Below are 15,473 nucleotides of genomic sequence, written 5' to 3' on the forward strand. Positions count from 1 at the left end.
CAAGGGCGTCGCACTGGGGGTTTGCTACATGCCGCGGAATTTCGATCATCTCGTCTGGGCCTCACCGATCGCAGCGGCCGTCGCCTTGGCCGCGGGGCCCGTCATGGCCGCGGAGTCCGTGACCAGCTTCGACATCGCGCCCCAGCCGATGCAGAGCGCGCTGAACGCGCTGTCGGCCCAGTCGGGCGTGCGGCTGCTCTATCCCTACGACCGCATCGCGGGCCTGAGCTCGCCGGGCGTTCGCGGCCGGATGGCGACCCGCGACGCGCTGGGCCAGATCATCGCCGGATCGCCCCTGCGGGTGGCGATGGCGCAGAAGGACATGATCGCGCTCACCGCTGCGGCGCCGCCGTCGGCGGGCCTGATCCGGACGGCGTCGACAGGTCCCGTGTTCGCCACCGCGACCATCGCCGCTCAGGACGCCGGCGGCGGCGCGGCGGCGCCCGCGGCCGAGCCTCAGGATGTCGAGGCGGTCGTCGTGACCGGCGTGCGCGGCGTGGCCCGCACGGTGATGGAAAGCCCGACGCCCATCGACGCCTTTACCGCATCCGACCTCGAGAAGTCGGGCCGGGCCGGCGTCTTCCAGGCGCTGCAGACGCTGGCGCCGTCGTTCAACCTGCCGTTCCGCGCCGGCGGCGGTACGTCCACCATCATCGCCACCGGCGGCCTGCGCGGCCTGAACCCAGACCAGACGCTGGTGCTGGTCAACGGCAAGCGCCGCCACAAGACCTCGCTGATCAACGCGGTGTCGTCGCTCTACAACGGCTCGGTTCCCGCCGACCTGGACATGATCCCCACGGCGTCGATCGAGCGGATCGAGGTGCTGCGCGACGGCGCCGCGGCCCAGTACGGATCCGACGCCATCGCCGGGGTGATCAACATCATCATGAAGGGCGACACAGACGCCGGCCTGATCAGCGCCACCTACGGCCTGAACTTCGACCGCAAGGACGGGGACCTCACCCAGTACGCCTTCAACAAGGGCGTCAAGCTCGGCGACGCCGGCTTCGTGAACGTCTCGGTGAACCACAAGGACCAGAGGCTATCGAACCGCGCCTATCCGATCGCCTCCACTGTCCAGCTGTTCCCGCGCCTCGCGGGGGGCGTGCCCGATCCGCGCGAGGCGACGATCGACCGGCTGGTGACGAAGAACTACGGCCAGCTGCCGCAGACCAACACGACGGTCGGGTTCAACGGCGAGTACGATTTCGGGAAGATCGCCGTCTATGCCTTCGGCACCTGGTCCAAGCGCGAGTCCGACCTGCCGTTCACCTACCGCACGCCCAACAACGTCAACACAACGCCCCAGCTCTATCCCCTCGGCTATCGCCCCAACGAGGTGGTCAACGAGGACGACTACGAGTTCACGGGCGGCATGAAGGGCGACCTCGGCGGCTGGGACTGGGACCTGTCCACCAGCTACGGCAAGAACAAGGCGACCCTGAACACCTCCAACACCGAGAACGCCAGCCTGGGGCCGGCCAGCCCCACGGTGTTCTACGTGGGCACGCTGAAGTCGGACGAGGTCACCAGCAACCTCGACGTGACCCGCGGCTTCGACCTGGGCGGCTCGACGCTTCAGGTCTCGTTCGGCGCCCAGTATCGCCGCGAAGGCTACAAGATCCTCGCCGGCGAGCCCGCCAGCTATGCCGAGGGCCTCTACCGTGCGCCGGCCGGCCAGCCCTTCGCCGGCGTCGCCCCGCAGACCGGCGCCCAGGCGACGCCGGGCTTCCGCCCCGCCGACGCCAGCACCAGCCACCGAGACTCCAAGGCCGTGTACGGCGAGCTGGGCTGGGACGCGACCGAGCAGCTCTTCATCGGCGCGGCGGTCCGCTACGAGGACTACAGCGACTCTTCGGGCGACACCCTGACCGGCAAGCTGACCGGCCGTTACGAGCTGACGGAGTGGCTCTCGATCCGCGGCGCCATCAGCAACGGCTTCCGCGCGCCGGGCCTGGCCCAGCAGAAATACGCCGCCACCTCCAGCCAGTTCCGAACCGTCAACGGCGTGCCGAACCAGCTGCTGCTCATCAAGACCCTGCCGGTCAGCGCGCCCGAGGCCATCGCTCTGGGCGCCGAGCCGCTGACGCCGGAAGAGTCGACCAACATCAGCGGCGGCGTCACGCTCCAGCCGCTTCCCGGCCTCGACATCACCGTCGATGGCTACCAGATCAAGGTGGACGACCGGATCGCCATCACCAGCACGCTCACGGGCACGGCGGTGAGCAACATCCTGATCTCCAAGGGTCTCTCGGGCGACCTGTCGGCCCAGTACTACACCAACGCCATCGACACCCGGACGCGCGGCATCGACGTGGTGGCCACCTATCGCTACGACCTGGGCGACTGGGGCCGGCTGCGGGCCAACGCCGGGTTCAACTACGGCAAGACCAAGATCACCAACATCATCCCGAACCCGCCCGAGCTGACGGCCCTGGGCGCCGGCTTCGTACTCTTCGCGCGCGGCAGTCAGGGCTTCCTCACCACCTCGTTCCCCAAGAGCAAGGTGGCGCTGGGCCTGAACTGGGACTGGAACAGGCTCAACGTGAACCTCCGCTCCACCCGGTACGGCAAGTTCACCGTGATCGCCGACCTGCCGATCAATGACCGCAGCTATGGCGCCAAGTGGATCACCGATCTGGAGGTCAGCTACAAGGTGCTGGACCGCGTGACCGTCGCCGCCGGCGCCAACAACCTCTTCAACGAGTACCCGGACAAGAACGGCCAGTACAACGCGGCGCTGGGCAGCGGTCAGTTCCCCGGCACCTCGCCGTTCGGGTTCACCGGGGGCTCCTGGTACGCCCGGGTGCAGTACAACTTCTGACGGGACGGATGATGCCGCAGCGCCCCCTCCACCACTTCGTGGTCCCCCTCCCCCGAAGTGTTCCCTTCGGGGGAGGAACTGAACGTCGTCACCCTGTTCCTCCCCCGTACTCACGGGGGAGGGGGACCACGAAGTGGTGGAGGGGGCGCTGGAGCGCGCTGGGCCTTGCCCTGGCCCTTTTTGCCGCCTCGCCCAGCTTGGCGGCGCCGCCGGTCAAGGGCGAGATTCTGTACGACAGCTACGGCGTGCCGCACATCTACGGGAAGGACGAGGCCTCGGTCTTCTACGGCTTCGGCTACGCCACCGCGTCCAACCACGGCGACGTGGTGGTGAAGCTGTACGGCCAGGCCCGCGGCCGCGCGGCCGAGTACTGGGGCCCCGCCGAGATCGAGTCCGACAAGTGGGTCATCGCCAACGACATCTATGAGCGGGCCAAGACCTGGTACGCGCAGGAGCCCGCCAGCTTCCGCGCCAATCTCGACGCCTTCGCCGAGGGCATGAACGCCTACTTCAAGGCCCATCCCGACAAGCTGGACCCGTCGGTGCGGCAGGTGTTCCCGATCAGCGGCGTCGACGTGATGGCGCATGCCCACCGGCTGATGAACTACGTCTACGTGGCGCCCCAGGCCCGAACCATGGGCGCCAACGCCGACGCGGGCTCGAACGCCTGGGCGGTGATGCCGAAGAAGTCGGCCAGCGGGAACACCCTGCTGCTCGCCAATCCGCACCTGCCCTGGGCCCCCAGCCAGCTCACCTACTTCGAGGCCGACCTGAACGGGCCCGGCATCAAGATGTACGGCGCGACCCAGGTGGGGCTGCCGGTGCTGCGCTTCATGTTCAACGACCGCATGGGCTTCACCAACACGGTCAACGGCATCCTGGGCGCCACCAACTACGAACTGAAGCTGGCCGACGGCGGCTATGTCTACGACGGCAAGGTGCTGCCCTTCACGACCCGCACGACGACCCTCAAGGTCAGGCAGCCGGACGGCTCGCTGAAGACCGAGACGCTGGAGCTCAGGTCCTCGGTCCACGGGCCGGTCTTCACCCGCGCCGACGGCAAGACCGTGGCCCTGCGGGTCGCCGGCCTGGATCGCCCGGGGGGCGTGCGCCAGTACTGGGACATGGGCAAGGCGAAGTCGTTCGCCGAGTACCAGACGATCATGAAGCGCCTGCAGGTGCCGTCCTTCAACATCGTCTACGGCGACAAGGAAGGCCACGTTCAGTACCTGCACAACGGCATCCTGCCCAAGCACGCCGACGGCAACGTCGCCAAGTGGGGCGGCCTGGTCCCGGGCGACACCTCATCGACTCTCTGGACGCAGGTGCACCCCTACGAAGACCTGCCCAAGGTCATCGACCCGCCCAGCGGCTACGTCCAGAACACCAACGACCCGCCCTGGGTGGCCACCTATCCGCAGGTGATCCACGCCAAAGACTATCCGGCCTATGTCGCCAACCCGGGCCCGCTGTCGCTGCGCGCCCAGCAGTCGTCGCACCTGATGGCCGACCCGCCGAAGATCACCTTCGACGACTTCGTGGCCCGCAAGCTGACCAGTCACGTCCTGATGACCGACCGCGTGCTGGATGAACTGCTGGCCGCCGCGGCCCAGAGCACGGACCCCGAGGTCACCGAGGCCGCCGCTGTGCTCAAGGCTTGGGACCGCACGGTCAACGCCGACGCCCGGGGCGCGCTGCTGTTCGAGGCCTGGGCGCGGAAGTTCGCCGGGCCGAACTACATCAGCGACGCCAACTACCGGGTGCGCTGGGATCCCGAGAAGCCCATCGACACGCCGATCGGCCTCAAGGACCCCGCCGCCGCCGTGGCGATGCTGAAGGCCGCCGCCCAGGAGGCCAAGACCAGCTACGGCGCGCTGGACCGGCCGTTCGGCGACGTCTCGCGCTTCGCCCTCGGGAAGGTGGACCTGCCCGGCAACGGCGGGTTCGGGAACCTGGGCGTCTTCCACGTGATGACCTGGAGCCCGCTGAAGGACGGCAAGCGCACGCCGGTCCACGGCGAGACCTGGATGTCGATGGTGGAGTTCTCGACGCCCATCAAGGCCCAGGGCCTGATGAGCTACGGCAACTCGACCCAGCCCGGCTCGCCCCACCGCAGCGACCAGCTGGAACACCTGTCCAAGAAGACGTTCCGCACCCTCTGGACCACCCGGGCCGAGGTCGAGAAGCACGTGAAAGAACGCGTCGCCTACTGAGTTCGAGGAGATGAGGATGTCCAAAGGCATGAAGCCGGCGCTGCTCGCGGGCGCCGCCCTGCTGCTGGTCGCCGCGGGTCCCGCGAAGGACCCGCCGTTCGCGTCCGTCCAGCCCGAGCTCCTGGGCCTGCCGGGGTCGCTGTCCAACGCCTGGGCCGATTTCGACAACGACGGCGACCTCGACCTGGCCGTCTCGCTGAAGAGCGGCGAGATCCGGCTCTACCGCAACGACAAGGGCGCCCTGACCAGCATCGGCGGAGCCATGGGCCTGCCGACCTCCGGCGGCGAGTTCCGGGCGCTGAGCTGGGGCGACTTCGACGCCGACGGCTGGATCGACCTGCTGGCCGGCTCCAGCCTGCCTGAGAAGCCCACCGCGGTGTTCCAGAACAAGGCCGGCAAGCGCTTCGAAAACGTCGCCGCCGAGATCGGCCTGACCATCCCCGGGCGCGCCTCGCGGCAGAACAACTGGATCGACTACGACAACGACGGCGACCTCGATCTCTACGCCACCAACCGGATGGGTCCGAACAAGCTGTTCCGCAACGACGGCGGCAAGTTCGTGCAGGTGTTCGCCGACGGCGGACCCACTGTCTTCCGGTCGACCGTCGGCGCCTGCTGGCTGGACTATGACAAGGACGGCGACCTCGACCTGTTCCTGGCCAACCAGTCCGGCAAGGCCGACAGCCTGTACCGCAACGACGGCGCGGCCTTCGTGGACGTGGCGCCTCAGCTGGGCATGGACCAGCCTGCCCGCAGCCCCGAGGACGGCGGCGTCGGCTGCGCGGTCGGCGACTACGACAACGACGGCGCCCTCGACCTCTTCGTCCCCAACTACGGCCACAACACCCTGTGGCGCGGCGACGGCAAGGGCGGCTTCTCCAACACCGCCCAGGCGATGGGCGTGGGCCTCGAGAACCACGCCGTCGGCGCGGCCTGGGGCGACTACGACAACGACGGCTTCGTCGATCTGTCGGTGATGTCCTACGAGGGTCCGCCCAACCAGCAGACGCCGCTGGACAGCCTGTTCCACAACGACGGCGGCAAGGGCTTCACCAACGTCCTGACCAAGGGCGGCCCGCTCGACGCCGGCGATCACGGCGTCGTCTGGGTGGACTACGACCGCGACGGCGCGCTCGATCTGTCGGTCACCCGCGGCTACAGCCCTGTCGGCGGCCACTTCCTCTTCCGCAACCTCCTGCCCAAGGCCCAGGCCCGCCAGAGCCTGCAGGTCACCGTGCTGGATGCGAAGGGCCGCTTCACCCAGCCGGGCGCCGAGGTCCGCGTCTACGGCCCGGGCGGCAAGCTGCTCGGCACGGGCCAGGTCTCCACCGGCGGCGGCTACGGCGCTCAGGGCGCGACCCCCGTCCACTTCGGCCTGCCGGGCGCCGCCAAGGTCGCCGTGGAGGTCACGTTCATGAGCAAGAGCGGCCGCAAGACGCAGACCGTCCGCAACGTCGACGTCGCATCCTACGCCGGCAAGTCCCTGGTCGTCCGGCGAGCGCCCTGAGCCGCATCCCGTCGCCGATGGCGTCCCGGACCGCCAGCGCGTAGCCTCCCCGTCTTCACGGGGGCATCCATGCGTACGACGGCGATCCTGGCGGCGATCTTCACCCTGGCGGCGGCCGCTCCGGCCCTGGCCGCCGAGCCGCGGGCGCGAGATCTCGGCGTGCCCTTCGACGGGACGCCCGGGCCGCTCAACGCTATCACCGACGTCGCCGGCGTCGAGGTCGGGTTCCGGACGATGATCTCGGGCGAAGGCGCGCTGGTCCGCGGCCAGGGCCCGGTGCGCACTGGGGTCACGGCGGTGTTCCCGCGCGGCAAGGCCGATGCCCGGGCGGTCTTCGCGGGCTTCTTCGCCGGCAACGGCAACGGCGACATGACCGGCACGCACTGGGTCGAGGAGAGCGGCGTCCTGGAGACCCCGATCCTGATCACCGGCACGGGCAGCGTGGGCGTGGTGCGCGATGCGGCGTTCCAATGGCTGGCCGACCACCGGCCCGGCGGCCTCTTCTGGTACCCGGTGGTGGGCGAAACCGCCGACGTCCCGCTGCACGACATGGCCGGCCAGCACGTGACGGCCAAGGACGCCTTCGCCGCGCTGGACTCGGCCAAATCAGGGCCGGTGGCCGAAGGGAACGTCGGCGGCGGCGTCGGCATGGTCTGCAACGGCTTCAAGGGCGGGACCGGCACGGCGTCGCGTAAGCTGAACACCCTGGCCGGCGGCTACACCCTGGGGGTTCTGGTCCAGTGCAACTACGGCTCGGCGCGCGGCCTGCGGATCGCGGGCATCCCGGTGGCCCGCGAGATGACCCTGCAGCGGCCCTGCGTCGCCAAACTGACCACGCCGCCGCAGTCGGTGATGGGAAACACGCCGCCGGTCTGCGATCCCAAGAAGCTGGCCATCGCCGACCTGCCCGACCAGGAGCACCGCGGCTCGATCATCATCGTCATCGCCACCGACGCGCCGCTGACGCCCGAGCAGCTGAAGCGCCTGGCGCGCCGCGCGGCGGTGGGGCTGGGCCGCCTGGGCGCCTACGAGTCGGACGGCTCGGGCGACATCTTCATCGCCTTCTCCACCGCCAATGCGGGCGCCGACGACGGCAACTGGACCACCGACGCGGCCAAGCCCGCCGCCCTCCAGCGCCTGAAGAGCGCCGCGCTCAATCCGCTGCTCGAGGCCACGGTCCAGGGCGTTGAGGAGGCGGTCGTCAACGCCATGGTCGCGGCCCGCACGATGACCGGCGCCGACGAGTGGACCGTCTCGGCCCTCCCCCACGACCAGCTGCAGAGCGTGCTCAAGGCGCACGGGATGCTGACGCCGCCGGCAAAGTAGCCGCCGCCCGCGGACGACGGCGCACCCCAAGACCCGGAGCTTGGCTGTAATCTGGCGTTAATCCTGGCGACAGGCGCGGTTCACAACCGCTGCATAGATGACTCTCCAACGGCGGCTCACCGCCCGCTTGAGGAGAGTATCGTCTATGAAATCAAGGTCTTGGTCCTTCGCCGCCGCACTCCTGGCCGCCAGCGCCACCGCGACGTCCGCCGCCGCCGCCGCCGCCGCCGCCGCGCCTGAGGCAGGCGATATCCAGATCAAGGCGATGGCCACCATGGTGGACGTCGACGGCGGGATCACCTCCGTCGTCCGCGACCGCATCCCGCTGCCCGCCCGCGCCGACACCAAGGCCGACACCGCCTACGTGCCCACGGTCGCAGCGGAGTACTTCGTCACGCCGAACATCTCGGTCGAGACCTACTGCTGCGTCAGCCGCCACGACGTCACCGGGACCGGCTCGGTCAAGGGCGTTCGGCTGATCGACAACGCCGAGGTCATCCCGGCGACGGTGACGCTGAAGTACCACTTTCCGCTGGAGAACGGCGTGAAGCCCTACGTCGGCGCCGGCGGGTCCTACTTCATCTTCTTCGGCGAGGGCCTGGGCGCCGGCGCCCGCAGCCTCGGCGCGACGCGGGCCGATCTGTCCAACGAACTCGGCGCGGTGATCCAGGCCGGGATCGACGTCCCGCTGAAGGGCATGCCGTTCGGCCTGTCGCTGGATGTGAAGCAGTACTTCATCGACACCACGGCCCGGTTCGACGCGGGCGCCACGACGGTCCTCAAGACCAAGCACAAGCTTGATCCGTTGGTGGTCAGCGCGGGGCTGGCATGGCGGTTCTGATGCGGTCTGCTGGCGTCGCGATCGGGCTCAGCCTGATCGCCGGCGCCGGCCATGCGGCCGATGTCGACAACCAGATCTGGACCGTCGCCCAGTTCAGCACCGACCTGGGCCCGCGCACCGTGGCGACCCTCGACACCCAGGCGCGGTTCTTCGACGACGCCTCGCGCCTGGGTCAGGCGGTCTTCCGCCCGGCCCTGGGCCTGCGCCTCAGCGACACCACCACGGCCTTCGTGGGGTACGCCTATGTGCGCAACAGCCCTGCGGGACGGCCGGTCACCCACGAACACCGGGCCTGGCAGCAGTTGACGTACCGGGCCGCCGGCGACGGCAAGGGCCTGACCCTGAACGGCCGGACCCGCGTGGAGCAGCGCTGGGTCGAAGGTCGCGACGACACCGGTCTGCGGTTCCGCCAGCAGTTCCGGCTCACCGCGCCCCTCACCGGCAAGGTCCGGGCGGTGGCGTCGAACGAGCTGTTCTTCGGCCTGAACAACACCGACTGGGGCCAGCGCGACGGCCTGCACCTGGTGCGCAACTTCGTGGGGGTCTCGGTTCCGGTCCGGGAGGGGCTCTCCCTCGAGCCCGGCTACCTCAACCAGTACGCGGTGCGCGCCGGACGCAACGCCTTCCAGCACGCCTTCAACGTCACCGCGAATGTCCAGTTCTGACCGATCGGGCCGCGTCCCGAAAACCTTGGAGATGACAATGAACCTCAGGCATCCGAGGGTCGGCGCGCGGCGCCGGCTGGCCGGCGCAGGGGTGCTGATCGGCCTGCTGGCGGCCGCGCCCGCGGCCAGCGCGATCGAGCTGCCGCGCTCGCTCGCCGGCCTGTCGCCACAGGACTTCGCCAGCCGAGTCACGGTGATCGACGATCCGCTGGAAGACAGCGTCGTGCTCTCCACCAAGCCGGCCTATCGGCGCGATCGCAGCGTCAGTGGAGCCCACGTCGGCGACGCCCACCTGCAGGCGGTCGTCGAGCGCAAGACCGGCGCGACGTCATGGCGGGTCTCGTACGACCTCTACTACGCCGGCCCGAAGAAATCGCTCGACGTGGCCCAGTTCCGCTCGGGCGGCGAGCTGCGCAGGGTGACCCCGCGCATCGCCTACCACTGGCAGGACGAATGCTACGAGGCGATCTCGACCTGCAGCCAGTACGTCCGCGTCGTGGTCGACATTCCCGAGGCGACCGTCCGCGAGATCGCCGGGTCCTACCGCGCCGCGGACCGCACCCCCTGGCTCATGCGGCTCAAGGACCGGAACGGCGCCGACGTCACGTTGGGCCTCGCCCCCGCGGAGGCCGCCGGCCTCCTCGCCGCCGTCCAGAAGAACAACGTCGCAAGGCCGCTCGCCGCCGACTGACCCTACCCCTCGCCGTCCCTCGGGGCGGCCTCGGTTCGCCCCCAGCCATCCTTCATCGGCGGCGCCGCCGTCGACCCAACCGGAGACCTAGACCATGAAGACCAAGTCCTTCGTCCTCGCCGCCTCGCTGCTCGCGGCCACCGCCCTCGTCCCCGCCAGCGCCTCGGCCGACGCCGTCTACCGCGGCACGCTCACGGAATCCGAGGTGCTGGCCGCGCAGAAGGCCTGGGGCGAAGCCCTCGTCGCCATCTCGAAGGAGTATGAGGCCGGCGGCATCGACAAGGCCCGCAAGCTCGCCAGCACGGTGCTCGACAAGGCCTACGGCTACAATCTCGGCCCCGTCCTCTTCAAGCCGACCCTGACCCAGTCGCCGCAGACCTTCCGCACCACCAAGGAGGGCGCGCTGGCCTACTTCGTGGGCCACGACTCCAAGTATCCGGCCGACACCGGCTTCGCCCTCAAGGGCTGGCGCTCGGTCGAAATCAAGAACGCCGCCCTGCAGATCCATGGCGACACCGCCAACACCATGGGCAACGTCATGATCACCGACAAGGACGGCAAGGTCACCAAGGTCGACAAGACCTGGACCTTCAAGAAGACCGACGACGGCGTGGTCCGCATCGTCCTGCACCACTCGTCCCTGCCCTACGGCAGCTGATCCGGCGATGGCGTACGGGTCCCGGCTCAGCCCGGGGCCCGGGTGCTCGTCTCCATCCGATAGCCCAGCCCTCGCACGGTCGAAATCAACGAGGGCTGGTCGCTGTCGTCGATCTTGGCGCGCAGCCGCCGCACATAGACATCGACGACGTTCGTCAGCGGGTCCTCGTCCACGCCCCAGACGTTGGACAGGATGCGCTCCCGGCTCAGGATCCGCCCGGGCGACGACATGAACAGCTCCAGCAGCGCCAGTTCGCGCGCCGTCATCACGATCTCCCGCCCGTCCCGCAAGACCCGCATGGTCGAACGGTCCAGCTCCAGGTCCTGCACCCGCAGCTGCCGTTCCGGCGCCGCGCGCTGGTTCCGGGGCCGACGCAGCAGCGCCTCGATGCGCGCCAGCAGCTCCTCGAAGGCGAACGGCTTCACCAGATAGTCGTCGGCGCCCATGCGCAGGCCCGACACCCGGTCTTCCACGGTTCCCAGCGCCGTCAGCATCAGCACCGGGGTCATGTTGCCCGCGGCCCGCAGCGTCTGGCAGACCTCCATCCCGTTCATCACCGGCAGCATCAGGTCCAGCAGGATGACGCCCGCCTGGTCCAGCTCGGCCAGCATCATCGCCATCTCGCCGGCCGCCTTCAGGCCAGAGGGCCCGTCGCGGGCGACGCGCACCTTGTAGCCTTCGGCCCGCAGCCCGCGGTCCAAGAAGTCGGACACCCGCGAGTCGTCTTCGACGATCAGAATATGCATGGCGCTGCTTTAGCCGACGGGCGCCAAAGCGCCAGTCAGCGGCAGGCTGAGGGTCGCCACCGTCCCTTCCGCGTTAGAGCTTTGCAGCGACACCGTTCCGCCCTGTCGCTCGGCCAGGGCCCGCGCGATGGAGAGGCCCAGGCCGGTGCCGTCCGGCCGGTGCGCCCGCGCATTGGCGGCCCGGAACCCCCGTTCGAACACCCGCGGCAGATCCTCGGCGGCCACACTCACGCCGCGGTTGGAGATCCTGAGGCGCCAGGTCCCCGGCGCGTCCGGATGGGGGCCGGCCGTCACCGTCACCTCGCCGCCGCGCGCCGAATAACGCAGGGCGTTGTCCAGCAGCAGCACCATGATCTGCTGCAGCCTCTGACCGTCGCCGCGCACCATCGCCGGCGCCGGATCGATGGCCGCCGACAGCTTCAGGTCCCGCTGCCGCGCCATGGACGACGCGCCCGCCAGGGCCTCCTCCAGCGGCGCGTTGGCGTCCAGGTCCGTCAGATCCAGATACAGGACCTCCGCATCGCTGCGGGCCATCATCAGCAGGTCCTCGATCAGCGTCCCCATCTGCCGCGACGCCTGGCTGATCCGCGACAGCGCCTCGCGATACGTCTCGGCCGCCTTCGCCCCGCCGCGCAGCGCCACTTCGGCCTCGCCGCGGATCGCCGTCGTCGGGGTGCGCAGCTCGTGGCTGATGTCGCCCAGCAGCTGCCGCCGCCGCGTCTCGGCCTGACGCAGCTCGCCCAGCGCCGCTTCCAGCTCTCGGGTGCGCGCCGCCACCTGGACCTCCAGCTGGGCCCGGGCGCCCGCCTCCTGCTCGCGTCGGGCCAGCAGCTCCTCGGCCATGCGGTTGATGCTGTCCCCGAAGCGGGCGAACTCCCGGTACCCGCCGGCGGGCATCCGATGGGTCAGCTGGCCCTGCTCGAACGCCTTGGCCACCGCCGACATCTCGGCCAGCGGCCGCCGCAGGGCGCGGGCGAAGTAGAACGCCAGCACCAGCGCCGTCAGCCCCAGCAGCACCGCCGTGGCCGTGGTCATCAGCGCCACCCGCTCCAGCGATCGGTCCGCCGCCGCCCGCGCCCGTTTGAGGATCTCGGCCTCGGTTTCGATGCGCTGGTTCAACAGCTCGCGCAGGTCGCGTCCGGCGCCCCGGTCGAACACCGACTCGATCGCCGCCCAGGCCGTCCGCGCGTCACGGGTCGGGCCGCGCCGGTTGATCTCGGCGATGGGCTCCTTCAGCGCCACCACGCTGGACTCCAGCAGCGCCAGGGTCTCGTCCCGCGCCGGTCCTTCGGCCGAGCCCACGCCCGCCTGCCGGTCCATCCGGTCAGCCTCGGCGCTCAGGCCTTGCAGCCGGTCGATGATCGCGGCCATCCGCAGGCGCAACATCTCCCCGTCGCCGGGCGCATGGTCGGCCCCAATCAGCGCCCTGAGCGACCAGGCCCGCAGCCGCTGCTTGGTGGCCGACAGCTCCCAGAACCCGGATTGCAGGTCGCCGGCCACGCGGCCGCGCATCACCTGATGCTCGGCGCGGTTGGCGTTCCAGCCCGCCAGCATCCCCTGGGCCAGCGCCAGCGAGGCCATGATCGTCAGCGCGATCACCAGCTGAGTGGAAAAGAGCCGTCGGGCCATCGCTCGCCTTCGCCTTGCGCCTCCACGCCAGATGGGGCGCGCAAGCGTCACCGTCCAGGGGCGCCGATCAGCTGGCCTCCGCGGCCCCGTACGAGAGCATGCGCAGCCTGTAGAAGACGCTCGGCAGGTAGGCGACGCCCATCATGCGCATAACCGCGCTGACGTCGGCCGGGGCCAGGGTTTCGAAGTCCAGCGTGATCCGCTCGATCCCGGCCGCCAGTCCGGTTTCGGCCGGCCGCGTGAACACCGGCGTCTGCTGGAAGAACGCGATCACGCGCGACAGCGCCGCAAGCCCGTCGGGGTAGTTGCGCTCGGTGAAGTTCGCCAGGAACATCAGGTGGACATCGAGATGCAGCGGCGGGCCGCTTCCTGGGTCCGCTGCCGACGGCTGCTGGCTCAGAAACGTTTCCTGCGAGAGGCCGTAGACGCTCATCACGACCTTGTCGCGCACAGCCTCATTCCGAGAACCCGCGTGGTCGACCAGGCTCGTCAGCGAGACCCAGTCGTCAGGCCGGCGGTCGATGTCCTGCAGGTGCTCGTTCAGTCGCCCGCAGACGGTCTCCAGGGCGTTGCGAAGAAGGTCCATGGCGATCTCGACCCTCCCGCCGCGCACGGCGCGTCACTGGGGGTGATGATACAGGGCCGCGCTGGTCCCTGGCAAACGACCCGCGCCCACCCCTGAGACCATCCGCCCACCGCCTGACGCTGGCCTTCTCCGCGCCCCCGCGCTAGCAGGCCGCCCCATGATCCGCCTCGACAACATCTCCAAGCAGAACGGCCACCAGATCCTGTTCATCGAAGCCTCGATGGGCGTCCAGAAGGGGGAGAAGGTGGGGCTGGTCGGGCCGAACGGCGCCGGCAAGACCACGCTGTTCCGCATGATCACCGGCCAGGAGCAGCCCGACGACGGCCTGGTGGTGATCGATCCCGGGATGACCATCGGCTACTTCAGCCAGGACGTCGGCGAGATGTCGGGCCAGAGCGCGGTCGCCGCGGTGATGGACGGCGTCGGCCCCGTCAGCGCCCTGGCCGCCGAGATGGCCACGCTCGAGGCCGCCATGGTCGATCCCGACCAGGCCGACCGGCTGGACGCCCACATGGAGCGCTACGGCGAGGTGCTGGAGCGTTTCCAGGAGCTGGATGGCTACGCCCTGGAAGCCCGCGCCCGCGAGGTGCTGGCGGGCCTCAGCTTCAGCCAGGAGCGGATGGACGGCGACGTCGGCCTGCTCTCCGGCGGCTGGAAGATGCGCGTCGCCCTGGCCCGCATCCTGCTGCAACGTCCCGACGGCATGCTGCTGGACGAGCCCAGCAACCACCTCGACCTGGAAAGCCTGATCTGGCTGGAGGCGTTCCTCAAGAATTACAGCGGCGCGCTGCTGATGACGTCGCACGACCGCGCCTTCATGAACCGGATCATCGGCAAGGTGGTCGAGATCGACGGCGGCGAGCTGATCACCTACTCGGGCGACCTCGACTTCTACGACCAGCAGCGGGCGCTCAGCGAACAGCAGCGCCAGGCCCAGTACGAGCGCCAGCAGGCGATGCTGGCCAAGGAAATCAAGTTCATCGAGAAGTTCAAGGCGCGCGCCAGCCATGCCGCCCAGGTCCAGAGCCGGGTCAAGAAGCTGGACAAGATCGAGCGCGTCGAGGCCCCGCGCCGCCGCCAGTCGGTCCAGTTCGAGTTCCGCAGCCCGCCGCGATCGGGCGACGACGTCATCAGCCTGAAGGGCGTCCACAAGGGCTACGGCGCCCAGCCGATCTACGAAGGCCTCGACTTCCTGGTGCGCCGCAAGGAGCGCTGGTGCGTCCTGGGCGCCAACGGCGCCGGCAAGTCCACCCTGCTCAAGCTGGTGGCCGGCGCGACCCAGCCCGACCGCGGCGCGGTCAACATCGGCGCCAGCGTCCGCATGGGCTACTTCGCCCAGCACTCCATGGACCTGCTCGACGGCGAGGAGACCATCTTCGAGTCTCTCGACAGCTCATTCCCCCAGGCGGGCCAGGGCGCCTTGCGCACGCTGGCGGGCTGCTTCGGCTTCTCGGGCGACGACGTCGAAAAGCCCTGCCGCGTCCTCTCCGGCGGCGAGAAGGCGCGCTTGGTCATGGCCAAGATGCTATTCGACCCGCCAAACCTCCTGGTCCTGGACGAGCCCACGAACCACCTCGACATGGTGACCAAGGAAATGCTGGTCGCCGCCCTGGCCGACTTCGAGGGCACGATGCTCTTCGTCAGCCACGACCGCCACTTCCTGGGCGCCCTGTCCAACCGCGTCCTCGAGCTCACCCCCGACGGCGTCCACCAGTACGGCGGCGGCTACACCGAGTACGTCGCCCGCACCGGCCAGGAAGCCCCGGGCCTCCACCCCGGCGGATAAG

At 69.6% G+C, this 15,473-nt stretch carries 12 protein-coding genes; 9 read left to right on the forward strand and 3 right to left on the reverse strand.

Going from position 1 to position 15,473, the window contains the following annotated elements:
* Positions 1 to 103 precede the first annotated feature (103 nt).
* From ACQ66R_RS09200 to ACQ66R_RS09235, 8 genes are all read left to right on the forward strand, one after another.
* Positions 104 to 2,824: a TonB-dependent receptor plug domain-containing protein gene (locus ACQ66R_RS09200; RefSeq protein WP_430421258.1), complete on the forward strand. Its 2,721-nt coding sequence runs from the start codon at positions 104 to 106 to the stop codon at positions 2,822 to 2,824.
* Positions 2,825 to 3,021: 197 nt separating this feature from the next.
* Positions 3,022 to 5,037 (forward strand): penicillin acylase family protein, encoded by a 2,016-nt coding sequence (locus ACQ66R_RS09205; RefSeq protein ID WP_430421260.1) that lies wholly within the window; start codon positions 3,022 to 3,024, stop codon positions 5,035 to 5,037.
* Positions 5,038 to 5,053: 16 nt separating this feature from the next.
* Complete coding sequence (locus ACQ66R_RS09210; protein WP_430421262.1) at positions 5,054 to 6,544, forward strand: CRTAC1 family protein; 1,491 nt, start codon at positions 5,054 to 5,056, stop codon at positions 6,542 to 6,544.
* Between the two features lie 69 nt (positions 6,545 to 6,613).
* Complete coding sequence (locus tag ACQ66R_RS09215) at positions 6,614 to 7,870, forward strand: P1 family peptidase (protein WP_430421264.1); 1,257 nt, start codon at positions 6,614 to 6,616, stop codon at positions 7,868 to 7,870.
* A 145-nt stretch (positions 7,871 to 8,015) separates the two neighbouring features.
* Positions 8,016 to 8,711, forward strand: coding sequence for an OmpW/AlkL family protein (locus ACQ66R_RS09220; RefSeq protein ID WP_430421266.1), 696 nt, complete (start codon positions 8,016 to 8,018; stop codon positions 8,709 to 8,711).
* Complete coding sequence (locus tag ACQ66R_RS09225) at positions 8,711 to 9,376, forward strand: DUF2490 domain-containing protein (protein WP_430421268.1); 666 nt, start codon at positions 8,711 to 8,713, stop codon at positions 9,374 to 9,376. The genes ACQ66R_RS09220 and ACQ66R_RS09225 overlap by 1 nt, the downstream gene beginning before the upstream one ends.
* Before the next feature lie 37 nt (positions 9,377 to 9,413).
* Positions 9,414 to 10,067 carry a hypothetical protein gene (locus ACQ66R_RS09230; protein ID WP_430421270.1) on the forward strand — a complete coding sequence of 218 codons (654 nt, stop codon included), beginning with the start codon at positions 9,414 to 9,416 and terminating at the stop codon, positions 10,065 to 10,067.
* A gap of 94 nt (positions 10,068 to 10,161) precedes the next feature.
* Positions 10,162 to 10,725 carry a hypothetical protein gene (locus ACQ66R_RS09235; RefSeq protein ID WP_430421272.1) on the forward strand — a complete coding sequence of 188 codons (564 nt, stop codon included), beginning with the start codon at positions 10,162 to 10,164 and terminating at the stop codon, positions 10,723 to 10,725.
* Positions 10,726 to 10,751: 26 nt separating this feature from the next.
* Here the strand turns inward: ACQ66R_RS09235 and ACQ66R_RS09240 are convergent, their stop codons facing one another.
* The 3 genes from ACQ66R_RS09240 to ACQ66R_RS09250 all read right to left on the reverse strand — a co-directional run bounded on the left by ACQ66R_RS09240 (position 10,752) and on the right by ACQ66R_RS09250 (position 13,686).
* On the reverse strand, positions 10,752 to 11,471 hold the full coding sequence (locus ACQ66R_RS09240; RefSeq protein WP_430421274.1) for a response regulator transcription factor: 720 nt from the start codon (positions 11,469 to 11,471) through the stop codon (positions 10,752 to 10,754).
* Between the two features lie 9 nt (positions 11,472 to 11,480).
* Positions 11,481 to 13,100 (reverse strand): sensor histidine kinase, encoded by a 1,620-nt coding sequence (locus ACQ66R_RS09245; protein ID WP_430421276.1) that lies wholly within the window; start codon positions 13,098 to 13,100, stop codon positions 11,481 to 11,483.
* 67 nt (positions 13,101 to 13,167) lie between these two features.
* A complete protein-coding gene (locus tag ACQ66R_RS09250; protein WP_430421278.1) occupies positions 13,168 to 13,686 on the reverse strand; it encodes a DUF4255 domain-containing protein in 519 nt (172 codons plus the stop codon).
* Between the two features lie 157 nt (positions 13,687 to 13,843).
* Here ACQ66R_RS09250 and ACQ66R_RS09255 point away from each other — a divergent pair, with 157 nt between their 5' ends.
* Positions 13,844 to 15,472: an ABC-F family ATP-binding cassette domain-containing protein gene (locus tag ACQ66R_RS09255; protein ID WP_430421280.1), complete on the forward strand. Its 1,629-nt coding sequence runs from the start codon at positions 13,844 to 13,846 to the stop codon at positions 15,470 to 15,472.
* Position 15,473 lies beyond the last annotated feature (1 nt).

It is taken from the genome of Phenylobacterium sp. (genome assembly GCF_965284355.1).
GTDB lineage: Bacteria > Pseudomonadota > Alphaproteobacteria > Caulobacterales > Caulobacteraceae > Phenylobacterium.